We start from the raw sequence: 22,555 nt of genomic DNA, 5'->3' as shown, positions 1-22,555 counted from the left end.
GCGGAGGCTGGTCCGTGGGCGCGTCTATTCCAGCCCCAACGCAGCCACGATGTCGGCCCAGGCCACCAGCTTGAAATTCTGCGCCTGCGCGCCATTCGGGCCATCCTGCGCAATGAACAGCCCGCCGGGAAATTCCGGGCCGAAATCGCCCGCCATGAACTCGATGCCGTCCGTTTCCTGCGCGCCGCCAACCGTGCCGTCCACGATCCGGAAGCGGCCGACATAGCGCTCGTCCGGCAGGCTGTAGAGCGTATAGGCATTGTCGCCCTGGCTGGAGACGATGACATAGCCGCCCTCATCCCCCTCCGGCACAAGCGCGACGCCTTCGGCATCCGCCACGATCTGCCGGCCATCGGCCGCCGCGACTTTCACCGGCTCCACGGGGGCCGTGGGGGACGCGCCGAAGCGCCAGAGCCCCACATCCTCCTCCGCGACATAGAGCCGGCCCGTGCGATCATCGACCGCGCAGCCTTCCGCCTGACTGCCGAGCTTCATCGTGCGCACGATCCGCCCCGTGGGCGCGGCACCGGCGGCATCGATCATCACCTGATTGATCGTGCCGTCCTTGAGCACGATGAAGGCGGATAGACCGGCGGCATCGCGCCCGAGGCAGATGCCATAGGCTTCGCCCGCGCCGCCATCGAGCGTGCCGAGCGCGATCAGCTTCGCCGCCGCGGTATCGAGCCGGAACAGCGCCAGCTTCGCCTGCGCGGGGTCGTTGCGGTCGCTCGCCACCACCAGCACGCCGGGCGCGCCGCGGATCATGACGCCGTCCTTGAGGTCGACATTGTTGACGCGCCCTGCGTCGAGAAAGTCGCGGCGCTTGCCATCCAGCCCATAGACATAGAGGCCGGCCTTCTTGTCCGTGCCGACGATGAGGCTGGCGGCCGGATCGGCAGCATTGCGCCAGATCGCGGGATCGTCCGCCGCATCGGCATTCGCGGTGCCGACCGGCTCGGTCTCGCCGCGCGCGGTGACGGAGGCAGCAGGCAGCGCATTGGCGATGCGCGCCGCCAGCGGCATTTCCCGCTCCGCGCAGGCGGAAAGCGTCAGCAGCGATGCCAGCAGCGCCCCGCCGATCCCGGCCCCGTATCTCATGCGCGCAGCTCGTCCCATGTCATGGTCCCTCATTTGGATCGCGCCACGCAGGCGCCGCCGTCCGGGCCGACATTGCCGGTGCAGGTGCGCCGCGCGATCGTCGGCTCGTCGGTCTCGACCAGATGATTGCCATCGGCCCGGCGCTCCAGATCGAACCCGTCGTAGAGCTTGCCCGAGGCCGTGAAGGTGCGGAATTTGAGGCGATCGCCGGCCACATCCACGATCTGGTAGAGCTCGGTCGCCTCGGCCACCTTGTCCGGCTGCGTCGCTGCCCGATCGTTGAGGCCGTACATTTTCGAGCCCGTCACCGAGACCAGATAGACCGGCCCCTGCACCGCGCCGCCCGCGCGTGCCGCGATGCCAGCAGCGCTGCCGGCCTCGTTGGTCAGCCGGCTGTAGCAATGGTCATGGCCCTGCAGGACCAGATCCACCTTGCGGGCATCGAACACCGGCTTCCAGGCGGCCTTGATCTGCGCCGTGTCGTTCGGCCGCGCGCATGTGAACACCGGCTGGTGGAACAGCACCACGTTCCAGCGCGCCTTGCTGCTGGCGAGCGTCTCATCCAGCCAGCGGGTCTGTGCCGCCATCGTCCCAAGGTCGATCGCCGAGGTGCCATCCAGCACGATGAAGCGCACGCCCTGATAATCGATGAAATAGGTGGTCGCCTTCACGCCCGCCGCGCCATTGCCCGGCAGCGCGAACTGCACCGGCCAGTAAGGACCGAGCGCGCGGCTTTCCTTGCCCTCGGCAGCCGGGACGTCGACATATTCGTGATTGCCGGTGGCCGGCACCTGCGGGACGATGGCATAATTATAGCCGCCCGCCTGATTCCACTCGCCCCACTCATCGTCATGATCGAGGTCGTCGCGCTGGGCGACGAGATCGCCGGCATGAAGCACCAGCGCGATGCCGCCATTCGCATGGAAGCCCTGCCGGATGACGCGCGAAGCATAAGTGAGGATGCCGTTCTGGATATCGCCCAGATACATGAAGCGGAAGGGCCGGGGCTCCTGCGCGGCGGTGTGGAATTGCAGCCACTCGCTCCATCCCGCGCTGCCCTTCACCCGATAGGCATAAGCGGTGTCCGGTGTCAGGCCCGTGAAGCGCAGCTGATGATAAAGCGCGGGGCCATTGCTGCTCTCGATCCGGCGGCTGGTGCCGGTCAGGCGCACGGCCTTTTCGCCCAGCGTCGGGCCATCCACGGCCGGCCCGATCTCGGCTTCGGCCGTGCCCTGCAGCAGGTCCGTGCGGAAAGCGACCGCCATTTCCCGGCTGGGGTCCGCGCCCGGCGTCAGCACGATCCGGTCCGGCAGGGTGCGCGGCGCATAGGGCGTGCCGGCGGACCGGGGAAGCGGCGCTTCGGCCTGCGCCGCGAAGGATGCGCCCAGCAGCAGCGCCGGCAGAAACACCCGCCTGAACGAAAGACCGGATCGTGACATCGGCATCCTCCCAAAATGAACTGCCGGCCGCGCAAGGGACGCGGCCGGCCAGTCTCTCGCGCGATCAGAAGCTGGCGGTAAGGCCGAACTTGGCGGTCCAGTTATACGCCTCATACTGCAGGATGCGCTTGGCATTGCCGTAATTCTGATAGGCGAAATAGGGCGCGTCGGTCACGTTGATCCATTCCGCGAACAGACGGACATTCTTCGTGAGCCGATACTTGGCGGAAAAGTCGAGCTGGAAATGCTCGTCGACATAGCGATCCTGCTCCGCCTCGCCGCCCAGTTCGTCCAGATATTTGTCGCGATAGGTGCCCGCCGCACGCAGCGAGAGCGGCCCCTTCTCGTAGCCGAGCACGATGTTGAACGTGTTCTGTGCCGAGGCGGCCAGCGGAATGTTGCGCGGATCGGCGATGTCGCCATCGGTCAGCACCGTGCCGGTCGCGTCGGTATAGGTGTAATTGAGGTTGAGCAGCAGGCCGTCGAACGGCGCGGGCAGGAAGGTGAAGAGCTGGTTGTAGGAGAGCTCGACACCCTTCACCTTGGCGGTGTCGCCATTGATGTAGGTCGTCAGTTCCGTATAGGCCACGCCATCGATGGTCCCCGGCGTGGTGATGCGCTGCTCCACCACGAAATTGTCGATCGACTTCCAGAAGAAGCCGCCGGTGAGCGCCGCATTCTTGCTGAAATACCATTCCGCCGAGGCATCGATATTCCATGCGCGATAGGGTGCCAGATCGGGATTGCCCACGGTCACTTCGCGGTCCTCATTGATCTCCATGCGGGGCGCGAGGTTGGAGAGCTTGGGGCGCACGAGGCTCTTGTAGCCGCCCAGGCGCAGCACCAGCCCGTCCGAGGGCTCGTAACGCAGCGCCAGGCTGGGCAGCCAGTCGGTATAGCTGCGCTCGAACCGGTTGGGCGTGACGAAGACCGTGTCTTCCTCGACTTCCACGCCCTCATATTCGTCGCCTTCCGCCACGATCTGCGTGCGCTTGGCGCGGATGTCGTTCCATGTGCGCTCCATGCGCACGCCGCCGATCACCCGCACTTTCTCGCTGTCCCACCGACCCAGAAGATAAGCGGCAAGGACATCCTCCTTCACCGAATAGTCGGACGCGTTCGACGCGACGTCGGTATCGACCTGGTTCAGCTCGAAGTTCGCGCGGTTGCGATTGAAGAAATCGGTCGGGCCGGTGTGGCTGGGGAGCGGTCCCAGATCGGCAATGCGATAGCTCTGCCGCCCCAGAACGTCCGCCAGCGTATAGTCGCCGTCATAATCGTCATAGACGTCCGACTGGAGGGCGTAGGACTTCTCGCGCCAGCGCGCCTTGACGCCGCCCTGTACCGTGAACGAGCCGGCGGCCGAGGCGAACACGCGCGAAAGGTCGCCCTTCAGCATATATTCGCGGTCCTTCGAGTCCGAGAGCACCGTGTGCTCCAGCTCGTTGAAGCCATATTCCTCGGGATCGTTGAAGAGGTCCGTGTCCCCGGTGATCGTGAACAGCGGGCGGCGCGGGTTGGAATAATCGAAATCCACGCCCACCCCGTCGCCGTCGAAGCGCGCGCGGAACCGCGTCGGATCGACGGACCCGTTCTCCCGCTCCGACGCCTCCGACCAGGACCCTGCATAGACCGCCTTCCACGGGCCGGCCTCGGTCTCGCCGCCGATGGTCAGCGACTTGATGCGCTGCTTCTCGAAGCGATCCTTCATCCGGCGGCGGACCTCGATGCGGCCGTCCTCGTCCGAGAAGGACGCGCTCGTCGCGGTGCCGGCGCGCGGCTCCTCGTCCATGATGAGGATGATGTCGCCGCGATATTCCTGATCCGAGAACTCGCTGTAGAGGCCGCGCGCGTAAAGCTTGGTGCTGTCGCTCACGCGCCAGTCCAGGTTCAGCGAGCCGCCGATGCGCTCGCGCTCCACGTCATAATCGCGATACTGGACTTCCTCGGCATAATAGACGCCGGCATCGGACTCCGTCCAGTCCGCCGCCTCGATATTGTCCGTCTCGAACTTGCGCTTGTAGTAGCTGAAGCCGCCGGCAATGCCGAAATTGTCGCCGAGGCGCTTGGAGAAATCGAAGCTGCTCTTGGGCGTCAGCGCGTCGGCATAGTCATTGTAGCTGCCTTCCAGCTTCACCGAGAAGAGGTCCTTCTTGCGGTCGAAAGCGCTGGTCGTGTTGATCTCGATGGACGCGCCGATGGTGTCAGCATCCATGTCCGGCGTCAGGGTCTTCTTGACCTCGATCGATTCGATCAGCTCGCTCGGGATGACGTCCAGCGCCACCGAGCGCACGTCGCTCTCCGGCGCGGGGACGCGCGTGCCGTTGATCGACGCGGCGTTCAGCTCCGGATCGAGCCCGCGCACCGAGACGAACCGCCCCTCGCCCTGATCGTTCAGGATATTGAGGCCCGGCAGGCGACGCAGCGATTCCGCCACATTCTGGTCCGGGAACTGGCCGATCGAGTCGCGCGTCAGCACATTCTCGACGCCATCGGCGGCGCGCTGGCGCGAAAGCGAGCTGGAGAGGTTCGCCGCCTGCCCCACCACGAGGATGTCATCCGGGCCATAGCCGCTCAGGCCGAAGTTGAGCGTCACGCGCCCCTGCGCGGGCACCGTCACCGTCTCGCTCTTCGTCTCCGCGCCGACATAGCTGACCTGCACCGTGTAGGTGCCGGCCGGCAGATCGGGAATGAGGAAACTGCCGTCACGCGCCGTCTCCACCGTCCGGTTGATCTCGGCGATCACAACGCGCGCCGACTGGAGCGCCCGCGTGCCCGATGCATCCAGCACCTGCCCGGCCAGTTCGCCCGCGCGTGCCACGGTGGTGGTCGAAGCCGCGGCCAGCAGGCCCGCCACCAATTTCATTGCAACCCGAGTCTTCATAATCTGCCCCCTGGGATTTTCTTCTCGGGAGCGCCGTTAGGAGGGCTTCTTTACACTCTCGCGCCATTTTCGTGACGGAACGATGACAGAGGCGCGTCGATCGCTCTCCGGGGCCGGGGGCGCCAGCGGCGCCTGCCCGGCGCGGATCAGGCGGCCGGCCGTCGCACCGCGAGCAGCTGACTGAGCGACACCAGCCCGTCCGGCCGCAGCCTGTAGCTGCGCGAGACCGTCTCGATCACGGCTGGAGAAATGCCCTGCCGCGCCAGGGCGCTGCGAAGGCGGCAGATATAGACCTTGACGACGCTCGTGGAGCTCGACCGCGTTCCGGCGGCGGCGCCAAGCTCCCGGACCGGCACCGGGCGCCCCGGTTCCTCCATCAGCCGGAGCAGCACGCGCGCGCAGGCAAGGCCGACGGGCGGCAGGCATTCGCAGATTCGCTCGGGCACATGGCCGTGCCACAGCACATCCCGCCACGCTCCGTTCGGCCGGGGCGGGATGGCAGGCGGCAGGCCGGCGGGCGGTGCTGCGCCCGCCGCCTCCTGCTGCCGCTTGAGGAATGTCGAGAAGGATTCCAGCGGGGCCGTCGCCGCGAAGGCATCCAGGGCGAAAGGCGAGATCGCATAGCGGGTCTGCTCGAGGAGACTGCGCGCAGTGGAAACCGCCTCCGCCGCGCAACGCAGCAGCTCGGCGAGTTGATGATAGCGCAGTTCTTCCTCCAGCGTCATCTCCTCGCTCATGGCCCGCCTCCCGATGGACGGAAGCGCATCACGGCCGGGACGGCGCGGCATCGGCCTTGCCACCCTTGCCTTTCGCCCAGGTCCGGTTGCGCTCCTCCATCGCCCGCATCCCGTCAGCGAAGCCCTTGAAGGACAGCGGGATCACCATCGGTTCGCCAGCGCTGGTCCTCAACGCGATCGCGCCTTTCTCGCTGCCGTAGAAAGGATCGAGCTCCTTTCGCGCCATGATCCGGTCGATGAAGCAGCCCGTCGCCTCGCACCGGGTGACGCGGAAGCCGGGCAAAGGCTGCCCCTCGCCCAGACGCACCGGCACGTCGCCTTGCACGAAGATGCCGGTCGGCACCTCGAACTGGACGCCATAGCGATCGTCCCTGCCGCCATAAGCGATCGACAGGCGCATGACCGGCTTGCCCCCTGCCCGATCGGTGACTGCCTGCGCCAGCTCGCAAGGCGGCAACCCGTCCCGCGGCGAACATAGGAGAGTCCAGTCGCCATGCTGCGCGCGGCTTTCCGCGGGCTCGGCGGCTTGCGCCGGTGCAAGGAGCAGGATCGCTGCGGCCATGACGAGGGACATGGAAGAATATCGATTCATGGGTTCTTCTCCAGAGGCTGATCGGCATCGGCATCACTGACGCCATCACCCGCGCCATTGCGAAGCAGCATCTCGGCCATTGCCGCCTCGAAGCCCTTCAGGCTGACCGGAATGGCCTGCGCGCTGCCGCGCCGGTCCCGATATTCGAACCGGCAGGCTGCCGACGCTTCCAGTCCATCGAGCACGGCGGCAGGGAGCGAGCCGGCAGCCATGCAGGACGCAGCCGTGCAATCCGAGACCGGGACAAGGAGCGGCTGCCCTTCTTCCTTGAGGACGACCAGCACCTTTTCCGCCGGATCGACATCAGGCGGCAAAAGCAGCTGCACGCCGCACGGCCCGTGCGCCCCCATGCACGAGAGGCTGAACTGAGCGACATAAGTGCCGGAGGCCCCACGGTTCCGCGCGAGCTGTGCGATCTCGCAGGCCGGGACGACCCGGGGGTCGGCGAAGCAGAGGACCGACCAGTCACCGTGGACGGCCGCCACGACGGTAGGGGCGTCCGCTGCGAGGGCCGGCACCGGTCGGGCAAGGAGCAACCCGAACGCAAGAAGCGCGAGCGCGGGCTGCAAGAGCCTCCTGCCGGGTGCAGCGGCGCCGCATGCCGCGCGACGGCTCGAATCCCCAGGCATCCCACCCCTCCCCCGGCGCGCGCGATCAATTGCCGACATAATAGACCTCCGGGCCGGGGTTGGTGCGCGGGACGATGCGCCGATAGCGATGCGGCGTGTCCTCATCGTCGCCATCCAGATCCGCCGTGACATAAAGCGATCCGCCCCGTCCGGCCGCGCCCAGCAGGTTGCGCAGCACCAGACGAGCACCGCCTTCCAGCACGAAGGATGCCGCGACAGTCTCCAGACCGCCGGCCTGCGCCCCGGCCATGAGACCGGCCGAGCCGCCGCCCCCGCGTGAAGCCGCGCCTGATCCGCCGCGCCACGGCGCGAAGGCCGGACCTGCCCCCTGCCCGCCCCCATCGGCGAAGACGCCGTCGCCCGCCGTCCCGACGGACAGCGAGCGGCTGACCAGATCATCGGCCTGCCGCCCGGACGCCCCTGCCCCGCCGCCGGCGCCGCAGACCCCGCCGATCCGCGGCCACCCGCCGTTCGACGCGCAGCGAATGATGCCGCCGACATGATTGGCCGGATTGTCGAGCGTGATGGGCCCATTGCCGGAGATCAGCAGATCGCCGCCAACCGTCACGGGCAGGCCCTGCGAAATGCCGTCGAACGCGCCGGGACCGGCATGGATGGTCAGCGTTCCGCCCACGATCGTCGGTCCGCCGAGCGCCACTCTGGAGCCCGCGCTAACTGTCGTGTCACCGATCGACGTCAGCGCGCCCGCAAGCACCGAACCGGCAGCGCGAAGATCGAGATTTCTGCCGGAGATAGACACGAAGGAAAGATCGCCAAGCCCTTGATTAATCGAGACATCACCACCGACCGAGATCGACCCGGCACTCTGCGCGAAACTGTCGAGCACCGTGATCGCGCCCGTGCCCAGGATGGCGCCGCCATACTGTCCTAATGTGTCCACCGTCAGACCGCGGGCGACGCTCAGGCTCCCCCCCAGCATCGAGAAGGTCGTATCCGTCGCGCTTGGAACGCTGTCGGCATCGGGGCTGGTATCCAGCCAGTCGATCGAGACCGGCCCGCCATGGGCACCGCCGCTCGTCCGCCCCGGATCGAACGTCACGCTCACATTGGCAGGCAGGACGACCCGGGCGACATTCGCCCCGTCCGGCACCGCGCCCCCGCTCCAGTTCGCGGCATCGAACCAGTTGATCCCGTCCCCGCCCCCGGTCCAGACGACCTGGGCAAGGCGATGGATCGTCGCAAGGTTGACCACGCTCGGTTGCGCCAGCGTGTAGTTGCCCGCATCGGCACCAGCGAGGCCATAGCCGCTCGCTGTCACGGCCCAGGTGCCGACGTCCTTGTCCGCGAAGGCGCCAGTCCCCGCTGTGAAGCTCACATCCTCACTGTTCACGACACCAACCAGCGTGCCGCCGAAGAGATCGGCCAGCGTGCTGCCGTCATAGGCCCGGTCGGCTGCGACCACACCGGTCAGGCTCAGCAGCTTCGCCGAGATCGAAGCATCGGCGATGCTCGGCTGGGCCAGCGTGTAGTTGCCCGCATCGGCCCCCGCGAGACTATAGCCGCTGGCGGTCACCGCCCACGTCCCGACGTCCTTGTCCGCGAAGCTACCGGTGCCGGCCGTGAAGCTCACATCCTCGCTGTTCACCACCCCGACCAGCGTACCGCCGGAGAGGTCAGCCAGCGTGCTGCCGTCATAGGCGCGGTCGGCTGCGACCACCCCAGTCAGGCTCAGCAGCTTCGCCGAGATGCTGGCATCGGCCACCACCGGTTGCGCCAGCGTGTAGTTGCCCGCATCGGCACCGGCCAGGCCATAGCCGCTGGCCGTCACGGCCCAGGTGCCGACGTCCTTGTCCGCAAAGCTGCCCGTGCCGGCCGTGAAGTTCACATCCTCACTGTTCACGACACCGACCAGCGTGCCGCCAGAGAGGTCAGCCAGCGTGCTGCCGTCATAGTCGCGGTCCGCTGCGACCACACCGGTCAGGCTCAGCAGCTTGGCCGAGATGCTGGCATCCGCCACCACCGGTTGCGCCAGCGTGTAGTTGCCCGCATCGGCACCGGTGAGCCCGTAGCCGCTCGCCGTCACCGCCCAGGTGCCGACGTCCTTGTCCGCAAAGCTACCGGTGCCGGCCGTGAAGTTCACATCCTCGCTGCCGACCACGCCGACCAGCGTGCCGCCGGAGAGCGCCGCCAATGTGCTACCATCATAATCCCGATCCGCCGCCACCACCCCGGTGAGGCTGAGGAGCTTGGCCGAGATCGAAGCATCCGCCACCGCCGGCTGTGCCAGCGTGTAGTTCCCGGCATCGGCCCCGGCGAGGCCATAGCCGCTCGCCGTCACCGTCCAGGTCCCGACATCCTTGTCCGCAAAGCTGCCCGTGCCGGCCGTGAAGCTCACATCCTCGCTGTTCACCACACCGACCAAAGTGCCGCCCGTAAGGTCAGCCACGGTGCTGCCGTCATAAGCACGATCCGCCGCGACCACGCCGGTCAAGCTCAGCAGCTTGGCGCTGATCGACGCGTTCGCCACAAGAGGCTGCGCCAGGGTGTAGTTGCCCGCATCGCTCCCCCCGAGCCCATAGCCGCTCGCCGTCACCGCCCAAGTGCCGACGTCCTTGTCCGCAAAGCTGCCCGTGCCGGCGGTGAAGCTCACATCCTCGCTGCCGACCACGCCAACCAGCGTACCGCCGGACAGGTCCGCCACGGTGCTGCCGTCATAGGCGCGGTCGGCTGCGACTACCCCGGTCAGGCTCAGCAGCTTGACCGAGATGCTAGCATCGGCCACCACCGGCTGCGCCAGCGTATAGTTGCCGGCATCGGTGCCCGCGAGGCCGTAGCCGCTCGCTGTCACCGCCCATGTGCCGACATCCTTGTCCGCGAAGGCGCCGGTCCCGGCGGTGAAGCTCACATCCTCGCTGTTCACGACACCGACCAAAGTGCCGCCGGAGAGATCGGCCAACGTGCTGCCATCATAGGCCCGGTCGGCTGCGACTACCCCGGTCAGGCTCAGCAGCTTGGCCGAGATCGAAGCATCGGCGATGCTCGGCTGGGCCAACGTATAGTTCCCGGCATCGGCGCCAGCGAGGCCATAGCCGCTCGCTGTCACGGCCCAGGTGCCGACGTCCTTGTCCGCGAAGGCGCCAGTCCCCGCTGTGAAGCTCACATCCTCACTGTTCACGACACCAACCAAAGTGCCGCCGGAGAGGTCAGCCAGCGTGCTGCCGTCATAGGCCCGGTCGGCTGCGACCACCCCAGTCAGGCTCAGCAGCTTGGCGCTGATCGACGCGTTCGCCACCACCGGCTGCGCCAGCGTATAGTTGCCCGCATCGGCACCGGCCAAGCCATAGCCGCTGGCAGTCACTGCCCAGGTGCCGACGTCCTTATCCGCGAAGCTACCGGTGCCGGCCGTGAAGCTCACATCCTCGCTGTTCACCACACCGACCAAAGTGCCGCCCGTAAGGTCAGCCACGGTGCTGCCGTCATAAGCCCGGTCCGCCGCGACGACGCCGGTCAAGCTCAGCAGCTTCGCCGAGATGATGGCGTCCGCCACCACCGGTTGCGCCAGTGTGTAGTTCCCGGCTTCGCTGCCCGCGAGGCCATAGCCGCTCGCTGTCACGGCCCAGGTGCCGACGTCCTTGTCCGCGAAGGCACCGGTGCCGGCCGTGAAGCTCACATCCTCGCTGTTCACCACCCCGACCAGCGTACCGCCGGAGAGGTCAGCCAGCGTGCTGCCGTCATAGGCGCGGTCGGCTGCGACCACCCCAGTCAGGCTCAGCAGCTTCGCCGAGATGCTGGCATCGGCCACCACCGGCTGCGCCAGCGTGTAGTTGCCCGCATCGGCACCAGCGAGGCCATAGCCGCTGGCCGTCACGGCCCAGGTGCCGACGTCCTTGTCCGCGAAGGCGCCAGTCCCCGCTGTGAAGCTCACAGCCTCACTGTTCACGACACCAACCAGCGTGCCGCCGGACAGGTCAGCCAGCGTGCTGCCGTCATAAGCCCGGTCGGCTGCGACCACCCCAGTCAGGCTCAGCAGCTTCGCCGAGATCGAAGCATCGGCGATGCTCGGCTGGGCCAGCGTGTAGTTGCCCGCATCGGCCCCGGCGAGACTATAGCCGCTGGCGGTCACCGCCCACGTCCCGACGTCCTTGTCCGCGAAGCTACCGGTGCCGGCCGTGAAGCTCACATCCTCGCTGTTCACCACCCCGACCAGCGTGCCGCCCGAGAGGTCGGCCACGGTGCTACCGTCATAGGCGCGGTCGGCTGCGACCACCCCAGTCAGGCTCAGCAGCTTCGCCGAGATGCTGGCATCGGCCACCACCGGTTGCGCCAGCGTGTAGTTGCCCGCATCGGCACCGGCCAGGCCATAGCCGCTGGCCGTCACCGCCCAGGTGCCGACGTCCTTGTCCGCGAAGCTGCCCGTGCCAGCGGTGAAGCTCACATCCTCGCTGTTCACTACCCCGACCAAAGTCCCGCCGGAGAGGTCAGCCAGCGTGCTGCCGTCATAGTCACGATCCGCCGCGACTACGCCGGTCAAGCTGAGGAGCCTGGCCGAGATCGAAGCATCGGTGATGCTCGGCTGTGCGAGCGTATAGTTGCCGGCGTCGGCACCGGCCAAGCCATAGCCGCTGGCCGTCACCGGCCAGGTGCCGACGTCCTTGTCCGCGAAGGCACCAGTCCCCGCGGTGAAGCTCACATCATCGCTGTTGACGACACCCACCAGAGCCCCACCAGACAGGTCGGCCACCGTCCCACCATCATAGGCCCTGTCCGCCGCAACCACCCCGGTCAGGCTCAGCAGCTTGGCAGCCAGGGTGAGCGTACCGGATGAGGTTGGCGTCGCGAAGAGATAGCCTGCGGTGTTGGCAAGGGTCCCGATCGCAAAGTCCACATCATAAGGCGAGCCCGCGACATCAGCATCCGCGACGCTTCCGGCGGAAGAGAGCAGCGGCGCGCCGGAGAGGCCGATATTCGCCGTCGTCTCCTGCAGCCACACATTGCCATAGCCGGAGGCAGCGACCAGCCCCGACAGCGTGTAATGCGTATCCAGCACGGCGGTCGGGAATGTGTAGACATCGCCATAGGTCTTGGTGTCGCTGAAAGCGCTCGCCACGGAGAGCGTAGGCTGGTGCACGAACACGTAGCGATTGCCCGCAGGGACGGAGGCCGGCGCCAAGGTGAGCCGGTTGGCGCCCCAGACCGGTAGACTGCCGCTGGCAAGGCCGCTGAAGCTGCTGTCGGCGGGATCGCCCAGATAGAAGATCCAGCGGCCGGACGCGGTCTCCACGGCCAGGCTGCCGGTGAGATTGTTGAAGTCCTTGCCGGCGGCGCCGCCTTTGGCCGCATCGACCACGATCTCCCCGCCGCCACTCGCGATTTTCGGGCCGGTGCCGGATACATAGAGACCATCATTGCCGGTGCCTTCGGTTCCGCTGCCGCCCCGGGCGATGATCGTCGCGGCGCCGGCATCGCTGAGCACGGCCTGTTCCGCATTGAGATAGACGCCGATCCGCTTGTTGCCGGTGCCCGAGCCGCCCGTGCCGGTCAGGAGGATCGCCGCCGCGTCTGCCCCGGTCCCGGTTGAGCGCACCTGCGTGCCGCTGCCGATCTGGATGCCGTAATGGCTCGCATCGATGCCATCGGCGCCCGCGCCGCCCGTCCCGGTCAGCGCGATATCGCCGCGCTCGCTCTCCACGTAGGTGCCGGCACTGGAGAGATAGATGCCGATATTGGTGGCCGAAGCGGATGTGGCCTTGCCGCCGCCCTGCCCCGTGAGCGTGACGGCAGCGGTGCCCGAGGATGCGACATAGGCCGCGGCGGACAAGGCAATGCCATGGTTCTCGCTCCCCTCCGCGCTCGCCCCGCCGGTGCCGAGGAGATCGATAGCGCCATCAGCGGAGAGGATCGCGGTGTTGGCCCCGGTCACCAGCACGCCTGCATTGGCGCCCGACGCGCCCTTGCCGCCGCCCAGGCCATCCAGGCTGATCGCCGCGGCATTGGCGCCGAGGCCGGTCGACTGGATGACCGCGCCGCCGGCCATCAGGATGCCCTGGTTGCCGCTCGTCGTACCCTCGGCATTCACACCGCCCCGACCGGTGATCTCGATATCGCCATCGATGCTTTCGATGCGGGTCGCGGCCGACGATATCCGTACGCCGACATTGTCATAAGAGGCGCCGGTGCCGCCGCCCGTGCCGGAGATCGTTATCCGCGCGGCATCCGCGCCCGTCCCGGTGGACAGAATCTTCGAATTATGGACGATCGCGACGCCGTAATTGCTGGCTCCGCTGGTCGCGGCGCCGCCGGTGCCAGTGATGAGGATATCGCCGAGATGGCTCTCGATCCGCGAGCCGCCATTCGCTCCGGTCGGCGCGTCATGGATCAGGACGCCATGCCGGCTGCTGCCTGCGGTGCCGGCGCCGCCATGTCCCTCGATCGTGAGCGTGCCCGCGCCGAGGGACTCCACCACGCTGAAGTTGATCTGCACGCCGATGGCCGTGGCGCTGCCTTCTCCGGCGCGCCCGAAGATATCGATAGTGCCGCCGCCCCCTGCGGCCGTCCTGACCAGCGCGCCTGCGTCGAGCAGGACGCCATGGTTGCTGCCCGCGGCAGAGAAGGACGTGCCATCGTCATTGGCCCGCAGGACGATAGCGTCGAAGGAATCCGCGTCGCCGGCATAGCTGTTGTCGATCGTGGCGCCGGTCAGCGTGATCTGTGTCCCCGCCGTCATGGTGAGGGCGGCCTTGCCGCTGACCAGCAGATGGACCCCGCTCGCCGCGCTGATGTCGCCTAGCGTGGCGGTGTAGCTCTGCGCGCCGCTGGTCGTGACGTCCTCCTCGATCTGCAGCGTGGCGCTTGCCGCAGTCGTGGTGAGCGCGGCACTTGTGGCGGCGATGCCGGCCTGCATGCCGACGGTGCCCACGATGAGATCGCCCGCGCCGCCATGGGTCAGGGCGATCGTGCCGGTGTCGGCCGCCAGCGTGCCGATGGCGTTGCCGGCATTTGTGAGGGTGTAGGCGCCCGTCGCATTCAGCAGCAGGAGCTGGGCTGCGGTGATCGCGGCGCTCTGGCTCGTCGCACCCGCGACATCCAGCGTCAGCCGGTTTGTACCGACGTTCAGCGCGCTGCCGACGGCAAGCCCGCCGCTCCCGACAAGCCGCAGATGATCCTGGAACGTCGCAAGGCCACTGCCGACGCTGATCGCCCCGGCGGTGCTGTTGCCGATCACGATCTCTGCAAAGCCGTCCGTCACTGTCGCGAGCGTCGCCGCGGAGATCACCAGTTCGCTCCCGGTGGCGCCGATGCCGATCAGGCGCCCGCCGGTGCGCGGCTGGAAGGTGAGGATGCCGGCGCCCGTCGTTGTGCCCGCAAGACCGATGGTGTCGGCATTCAGGGTGATGTCGCCAGTGCCGGCCCCACCGAGCAGGGAGGTAGAGAGCGTGCCGATGTCCCGCCCGGCGCCGCCGCCCGCCGCCGTTCCCGTTATGGCGATGTCGCCACCGGCCGAGGTCAGGACCTGCCCTGCCCCCGCGATGCGCACCGCGTCGCGAGCCGCGTTGGCGGACGCACCGATGATGCTGATATCGCCCGTGCTTGTCTGGACCAGCGCGCCCGTGAGCCCGATCCAGACCCCTTCGCCGTCGCCGGTCTGCCGTGTCCCCTGGAGCGTGATGTCGCCGCCGGAAGACTGGATGGAGGCTCCGACGCCGCCCAAAAGATAGAGCGCCGGGAAATTGCCGGCGGCGCCTGAGGCCAGCGCCGTGACCTCTATGTCCCCCAGATTGGACGAAATGCCGCTGCCGCCGCTCAGATAAACGCCCGAATAGTTGCTCGTGCTGTTCACCGCTTCTCCGGTGAGCGTGACATTCCCCGCGCCGAGGGACTGGACCGTGGCCGTGGTGGCCATGGCGATGCCGTGGCCGAGAACCGCGCCGCCACGGCCTGAGAGGACGATGTTGCCGGCGCCGCCCGCAGCCGTCCGGACGACCGATCCGGCAGCCATCTCCACGCCGGAAAGATTGCCCGCGTCCGCGATCGTGCGCCGGTTGCCCATGATCGATATGGCGTCGAATGATGTGAGATCGCTCGCATAGCTGTTCTCGATCGTCGAGGCGGCGCCGAGGCTCACTTGCCGCGCGGCATCGATGCTGAGCGTGGCGGCGCCTGAAACCGTCAGCGCCGTCCCCGCAGCCAGCTGGACATCGCGCTCGGAGACATAGTCCTGCGCGCCGCTGGTCGTGACGGCATTGTTGATTGCGATGTCCGCTGCCGCGTTGGTGGTGGTGAGCACGAGCGATGCGGCCGTGACGCCGGTGGTGCTGCCGACAGTCCCGACGACCAGATTGGCAGCCGCGCCGCTGGTGACCACGGCATCCCCCGTGCCGAGATTGGCCGCCAGCGTGCCCACGGCATTGCCGCCATATCCGAGCGTGTAGTCGGCGCCCGTCCCCAGCAACAGAAGCTGCCCGGCGGTGATCGCTTCGGATTGCGTGCCCCCTCCGGCCGTCTCCAGCGTGAGGCGGTTGCTGCCGACGCTGAGCGCGCCGTTGATGGCGAGCGCGCCGGCGCTCAGCAGATGAAGATTGTCGCTGAACGCGGAGAGGCCAGTGCCGACTGTCATCGCCCCGGCATCCGCTTTGCCGATCAGGATGCCGGTAAAGCCGTTCTGGATATTGGCGAGCGAGGCAGCACTCAGCGACAGGTCGCCCGCCCCGGCGCCGAGGCCGATGGTGCGGCCCGAGGTGCGGGGCTGGATGGTCAGGACACCACTGCCGGACACCGCACCGGCGAACGAAACCGTGTCTGCATTGATCGTGATGTCGGTGGTGCCGGCGACGCCGAGCAGCCCGCCCGAAACGATCTCGAAGTCCGAGGCGCCGCCCGGCGCACTGCTCGCCGTGATGATGATGGCGCCGGACGCGGCGCGAACACTCGCGGAACTGGAGGAGATCCAGACGCCCGCTCCGGCCCCCGACGCGCTGCCGGTGAGATCGATGTTCCCGGTGCCGGTCGTGCGCAGGAGCGACCCGTTGAAGACGAATAGCCCCGGTGCCGGCCCTGTTCCCACAGCCTCGCCCGTGACGTCGATATCCCCATTCGCCGCCGTGATCTCGGAGGATTGCGTGAGGAAGACGCCGTAGTTGGTGGTGCCCGCCCCGGAGCCGCCCGTGCCATGCAGCGTGATCGCACCCGCACCGAGCGCTTCGATCTTCGAGCCGCCGATCAGATTGATGCCGCGGCTGTCGTCCGTCCCGCCCCGGGCGGAGATGTCGATGGCCCCCGCGCCGCCGGCGGCGGTCCTGATGATGGCGCCACCCTCAAGCTGGATTCCGGCGAGCGCGCCAGCCGCCTGCACGCTGCGGCGGTTCGACGAGATGGCCACGGCATCGAACGGCGTGAGATTGCCGCTGAAGCTGTTCTCGATCTTCGAGCCCGTCTGCAACAGCACTTGCCGCGCGGCATCGATGCTGAGCGTGGCAGCCCCGGTCACCGTCAGGCTCACGCTGCTCGCCAGCTTCAGATCGCGCTCGGACAGATAGTCCTGCGCGCCGCTCGTGGCGATATTGCCCTGCAGCAGTATGTCTCCGGCACTGCCGCTGTTGGTCACGTCCAGCGAGCCGGCGGTGATCGCGCGCAGCGTGATGTCGCCGCTGCCGCTGTTCGACTTGCCTGCGCCGTCCCGCAGGTCGATCGATACCGCGCCGCTTCCTGCGTTGATCGAGACGCCGCTTGCCATCGTGATGACGGCATTGCCGCTGTCCCGATAGGCATCGACGACGCCGTTCGCGAGCCGGTCGTTCCCGATGAGCGACAAGTCGCCATTATCCGTCGTGATGCTGGCGTTGAGAAGGATGCTGCGGCCGGCTTGCAGCGTGAGGTCGCCGCCATCGCCCAGCGGATTGTTCACCGAGAGCGCCGCAGTCAAGCTGATGTCGTTCGAGGCCTGGAGCGTCAGGTTGGTGCCGGTCGCCAGCAGGGCCGCGAGCGACGTGGCGGAGATATTCACCGTGGCGCCGGGATAGTCGGCGTAAGTCCAGCCCGATACGAGTTCCGTCGAGAACAGATGGACCGCGCCGCTGTTGCTGCTCGCGTTGCTGCCGCCATCGTCCCCGTTGGCGCCGGCCGCCATGCGCAGGCCGTTGGCGCTCAGGGCGACCGAGACGCCGAGATTGTCGTCAGCATCAAGGGCAACCGCCTGGTCCCACAGGCCGGTATAGCCGACGCCGATGGTGCCCTTGTGCGCCCCGCCGGTGAAGCTCGTATCCGCGAAATTGAGCAGATACACCGCCCCGGCGTTGCTGACGATATTGCCGGCGCCATCATCCCGATTGGCGCCGGCCGCCAGATAGTCGCCGTTGCCATCCAGCGCGACCGAGCGGCCGAACTGGTCGCCCGCTTCGAGAGAGGCGAGGCCGATGCTCCTGCCACCATTGTAGCCGCTGCCGATCGCCCCGGCATAGGCGCCTCCGGTGAAGGCATTGCTGGTGAAGGTGAACAGATGGACGGCGCCGGAGCCATCCGCCGCATTGCCAGCGCCGTCGTCTCCGGTGGCGCCGACCGCAAGCCGGTCACCGGCACCATTCAGGGCAACCGAGATGCCGAAATAATCACTCGCTTCCAGCGTGGGACCGCCGCTCGCACCGCTATAGCCGCTCCCGACCGTCGCGGCATGCACCGCCCCGCCGAAATCCTGGTCAGCGAAGGTGAAGAGATAGACCGCCCCGGCATCAGCGACCGTGTTGGTGGCCCCGTCATCCTGATAGGCGCCAACGGCCAGGCGATTCCCCGAGCCGTTCAGTGCGATGGAACTCCCGAAGGCGTCAGAGCCGCCCAGCGTCAGGTTGTAATCGCCCGCCCCGACATAGCCCGAGCCGATCGTCCCGAGACGCGTCCCTCCACTGAAGGCATAATCGGCGAACCCGAACAGATAGGTCGCGCCCGAACCCGCATTGCCGTTGGCGAACCCATCGTCGCCCCAGGCGCCTACTGCCAGTCGGTCGCCGGCATCGTTCAGGGCCACCGAGAAACCGAAGCCATCGCCACTTTCCAGCGCCGAGACGTTCAGATTCTTGCCGCCTGTGTAGCCCTTGCCGATCAGGCCTTCGAGAACGCCGTTCGAGAACTGGTCGTCGCTGAAGCTGAACAGATAGACCGCGCCGACAGTGCTCATCCCGCCCGCCGCGCCGGTATCGGCGAAAGCCCCGACAGCGAGCCGATCGCCAGCGCCGTTCAGGGCCACCGAAATCCCGAACTGCTCGGCGGCATCCGGCGTCGTGTTCAGTGCGACATCGGCCGTTTGGGTGTAGCCTTTGCCCACGGTGCCCACCAGGCGGCCGCCGTAGAAATCGGTATCGGCAAAGCGGAACAGATAAGCCGCGCCCGTGGCGGACGCGCGATTGCTATAGCCGGCGTCATTGGTCGCCCCCACCACCAGCCTGTCACCGGCTGCATTCATGGCGACCGACGTGCCGAACAGGTCGCTGGCGCCCAGCTGGGCAAGGGACAGGCTGTTGCCGCCCGTATAGCCCTTGCCGATCGTGCCCGAGACCGAGCCTGTGGAGAAGTTGCCGTCGGCAAAGCTCAGCAGATAGACGGCACCCGAACTGGCGGCAGTGTTGCCGCTGCCCCCGTCACCCACGGAACCAATGGCGAGCCGATCCCCGATGTTGTTGAGGGCCACGCCGCGCCCGAACTGGTCGCTGGCATCCAGCGCGCTGACGTTCACGTTGCCCGTGCCGGTATAGCCCTTGCCGACCGTGCCGGTGTGGCTCCCGCCCGAGAAGCCCGGGCCGGTGAAGCTGAACAGATGCACAGCGCCGGAGGCCCCGGCGATTTCCCCGTTGCCGCCATCGCCGATAGCGCCGACAGCGAGACGATCGCCCGCGCCGTTCAAGGCCACGGAGACGCCGAACTGATCGGACGAGGCCAGCGGCGCAGCCACGTTGCCGCCCCCTGCATAGCCAGCCCCCACCACACCGGCGAGAGCACCGCCCTGAAAATCCGTATCGGCGAAACTGATGAGGTAGACGGCGCCGGCGCCGGATAGGCTGTCAGTTGCGCCCCTGTCCCCGATCGCACCGGCGGCCAGAAGGTCGCCGGCCGCATTCAGCGCCACGGAAACGCCGAGCTGGTCGCTCATGGCGAGATCCGGCAGGTCGATCCCATAGCCCTTGCCCGCAGTGGCGACATGCGTCCCACCCGAGAAATCGCCATCGGAGAAAGTGAACAGATAGACTGCGCCACTGTTCGAGGTGCTGCCGCCATCGTCTCCCAGTGCACCGACAGCCAGGCGATCACCGGCATCGTTGAGCGCAACGCCGCTGCCGAACCAGTCATTGAGCTCCAGCCCCGGCACATCGACATTCTTGCCGCCCGAATAGCCCTTGCCGATGATGCCGGTGAGCGTTCCGCCCGAGAAATTTCCGTCCGTGAAGCTGAACAGATAGGCCGCGCCGGCACCGGACGTCAGATCGTCCGCTCCTCGGTCCGCCCAGGCGCCGATCACCATCCGGTCCCCCACGCCGTTCAGCGCAGCTGTGACGCCGAAGCTGTCCGCACTGCCGAGCGCCGAGACGTTGATGTCACCGGTCCGCCAGACATCCCGGCCCAGCACGCCCCGGACAGCGCCGCCCGAGAAGGCCGTGTCCGAAAAGCCGAAGAGATAGACAGCGCCCGCCCCGCTCGCGGCGTTGGTGCCGCCATCATCGCCATAGCTGCCGACCGCCAGACGATCGCCAGCGCCGTTCAGCGCGACACCAAAGCCCAACAAGTCGCTCGCCTCGATCTCCGCGACATCGATATTCTTGCCGCCGGTATAGCCCTTGCCGATGAGGCCGGCATGCGTGCCATTCGCCATGTTGCCGTTGGCGAAAGTGAAGAGGTGCACTGCTCCCGCGGACGCCATGTTGTTCGTGCTGCCGTTATCGGTCACCGCGCCCACCGCGAGGCGCGTACCGTCCGCGCTCAGCGCGACCGAATAGCCGAACTGGTCGCCCCCGGCGACGACGGTGGCATCAGTATCGCCAGCGCCCACATAACCCTTGCCGATGGTGCCAAGATGAGTAGCGCCGCCAAAACTCGTGTCAGAAAAGCCGATGACATGGACCGCGCCGCTGGTGGCGGCGCTGTTGCCAAAGCCCGCATCGCCATGCGCGCCCACGGCGAGGCGGTCGCCCGCATCGTTCAGCGCGACGGAGACACCGAGATAATCGCCGATGTCGAGCGTGAGAGCCAGATCGCCGGAGCCTGCATAGCCATAGCCGATGGTCCCGCTGTGAGCGCCGCCGCCGAAACTCGTATCGTCGAACGTGAAGAGATAGACCGCGCCGGACTTATTGGCGACGTTGCCTGCGCCGCTGTCATTCCAGGCGCCTACGGCGAGCAGGTCACCGGCGCCGTTCAACGCGACAGATCGGCCAAAGCCGTCACCTGCCTCCGCGGCGATGTTGATATTGCCCGCGCCGGCATAGCCCCGGCCGATCGTACCGATCAACGCGCCGCCCGAAAAGCTGGTATCGGCGAAGCTGAACAGATGGACCGCTCCGGAGCCACTGGCATCCTCCGCAAGCCCATCGTCCCCAGTTGCGCCGACTGCCAGCCGATCTCCAGCTGCGTTCAGGGCCACCGAATTGCCGAAGGCATCCGATCCCGCGAGCAAAGCGACATCGACATTCTTGCCACCGCTGTAGCCCTTGCCGATGATGCCGCTGAGCGTGCCGTTCGAGAAGTTGCCATCGGCAAAGCTGAACAGATAGACGGCGCCGGAACCGGTCAACTGGTTGGCCGCACCATCATCGCCGCTGGCGCCGACCGCCATGCGCGTTCCATCGTCGTTGAGCGCCACCGCCTCGCCAAAGGAATCGAACGTATCCAGCGCTGCCGGAACGCTATCGGCCAGTTCCGGTGGGTTGCTGCTCCCGGAATAGACGGCACCGAGCACACCGGCATATTGCCAGCTCTCCACATCGTCGACCGTGCCGATCACGATGTTTTTGGGATCGAGCAGCAGGTGACCGCCCGCCCCGGTTTGAACGCCATCGAGCGCCGCCTGGCGCAGATCGCCCGCCGAGGATATCTCGACCGATCCGCCGGACGCGCCGCGCGCATCGATGCCGCCCAGGAACGTGGTGCGGTCCTGCGACCAGAGGATGGCCGTGCCACCCGCGCCGCGCGCGGAGGAAACATCGATCGTGCTGCCACTGCCGACGAGCAGGCTGCCGGCACTGGCAAGGGCAGGCAGGTCGCCCCAGCGCCCCAGCAGGCTGGCGAAATAGGACTTGGAGGCGTCGGGTGCCTTGCCACCCTGAAATGCGCCGCCCACGCGCACCAGCCCGCCGACCGTTCGCCCACGCGCATCGAGTCCCGCGGAGAGCAGCGTGACCTCGCTGGCTGTCAGGTCGATGCGCCCGCCCGCACCATAGAGGCCCTCGGCCCGATAGCTGCCGGACGTGACGAGGCTCCCGCTCGCAATCGCGCTGATCGTCCCGCCGCCGACCAGGCCGGATGCATCGCTCCGGCCGGTTGCGGTCTCCAGGATGCGAGCCGCCCGATAATCGATCATGCCGCCGTCGCCGCGCGTGCCGGTCGCCAGCACCGTGTCTGCCAGCGAGAGCAGGCCTTCCGCTCTCACCGTAACCGCGCCGCCGGAGACGCCCGATGCATTGATCGCGCCGCCGAGGGTCACTGACTGACCCTCGATCGCGATCGTGCCGCCGCGCCCTTCGGTACTGCTGGCGGACAGCAGGCCATTGGCAGTGACGCCGCCGGCGCCGGAGAGAATGATGGTGCCGCCTTCGCTGCGGATGCTGTCCGCACGCACGATTCCGGTCACGTTGACCGACGCGTTGATGATTTCCCGAGCCGCGCTCGTGGTCAGCAGGACACGACCGCCGGCGGCGGTGATAGTGCCTTGCTGCTCAATGAGGGCGCCGATGGGATTGCCGGACGCGTCGGTCAGGCTTTGGGAAAGCGCGTCTCCGGGCGCGAAGCTGATGAGGCCGTCCCCGAACAGATCGACGCTGAAGCCCTTCGCGGCACCGATTGCCACGCGGCCAAGATCGGCAGTGATGAGCCCGCTGTTGCGCACATGCGGCGCCACCAGCGCAGCAAGCCCGGCATCGCGCACGCTGATCCGGCCTTCGACGACGATCTCCGCGTCGGATCGCCCGCCATTCTCGAAGCGCAGCACCGATCCGCCCGCCATGAAGGCAGCGTCATTCATG

General features: G+C 67.4%; 7 protein-coding genes. All 7 read right to left on the bottom strand.

The features are described 5' to 3' along the window. Positions 1-24: 24 nt before the first annotated feature. Positions 25-1,098: a phytase gene (locus tag HNP60_RS05305; RefSeq protein WP_184151091.1), complete on the bottom strand. Its 1,074-nt coding sequence runs from the start codon at positions 1,096-1,098 to the stop codon at positions 25-27. A gap of 29 nt (positions 1,099-1,127) precedes the next feature. Next, complete coding sequence (locus tag HNP60_RS05300; protein ID WP_184151088.1) at positions 1,128-2,537, bottom strand: purple acid phosphatase family protein; 1,410 nt, start codon at positions 2,535-2,537, stop codon at positions 1,128-1,130. A gap of 64 nt (positions 2,538-2,601) precedes the next feature. Then, positions 2,602-5,421 (bottom strand): TonB-dependent receptor, encoded by a 2,820-nt coding sequence (locus tag HNP60_RS05295; RefSeq protein WP_184151085.1) that lies wholly within the window; start codon positions 5,419-5,421, stop codon positions 2,602-2,604. Positions 5,422-5,567: 146 nt separating this feature from the next. After that, positions 5,568-6,158: a winged helix-turn-helix domain-containing protein gene (locus tag HNP60_RS05290; protein ID WP_184151082.1), complete on the bottom strand. Its 591-nt coding sequence runs from the start codon at positions 6,156-6,158 to the stop codon at positions 5,568-5,570. Positions 6,159-6,186: 28 nt separating this feature from the next. Next, positions 6,187-6,750 carry an invasion associated locus B family protein gene (locus HNP60_RS05285; RefSeq protein WP_184151079.1) on the bottom strand — a complete coding sequence of 188 codons (564 nt, stop codon included), beginning with the start codon at positions 6,748-6,750 and terminating at the stop codon, positions 6,187-6,189. Continuing rightward, complete coding sequence (locus HNP60_RS05280) at positions 6,747-7,319, bottom strand: invasion associated locus B family protein (RefSeq protein ID WP_184151076.1); 573 nt, start codon at positions 7,317-7,319, stop codon at positions 6,747-6,749. Before HNP60_RS05280 ends, HNP60_RS05285 begins: the two co-directional genes overlap by 4 nt. Before the next feature lie 85 nt (positions 7,320-7,404). Further along, a complete protein-coding gene (locus HNP60_RS05275) occupies positions 7,405-22,554 on the bottom strand; it encodes a beta strand repeat-containing protein (RefSeq protein ID WP_184151073.1) in 15,150 nt (5,049 codons plus the stop codon). Position 22,555: the final 1 nt, after the last annotated feature.

This window comes from Sphingobium lignivorans (assembly GCF_014203955.1).
In the GTDB taxonomy this organism is placed as follows: Bacteria; Pseudomonadota; Alphaproteobacteria; order Sphingomonadales; family Sphingomonadaceae; genus Sphingobium; species Sphingobium lignivorans.
The sequence above is the reverse complement of the archived record's forward strand: the minus strand, read 5'-3'. Positions and strand labels throughout refer to the sequence as shown.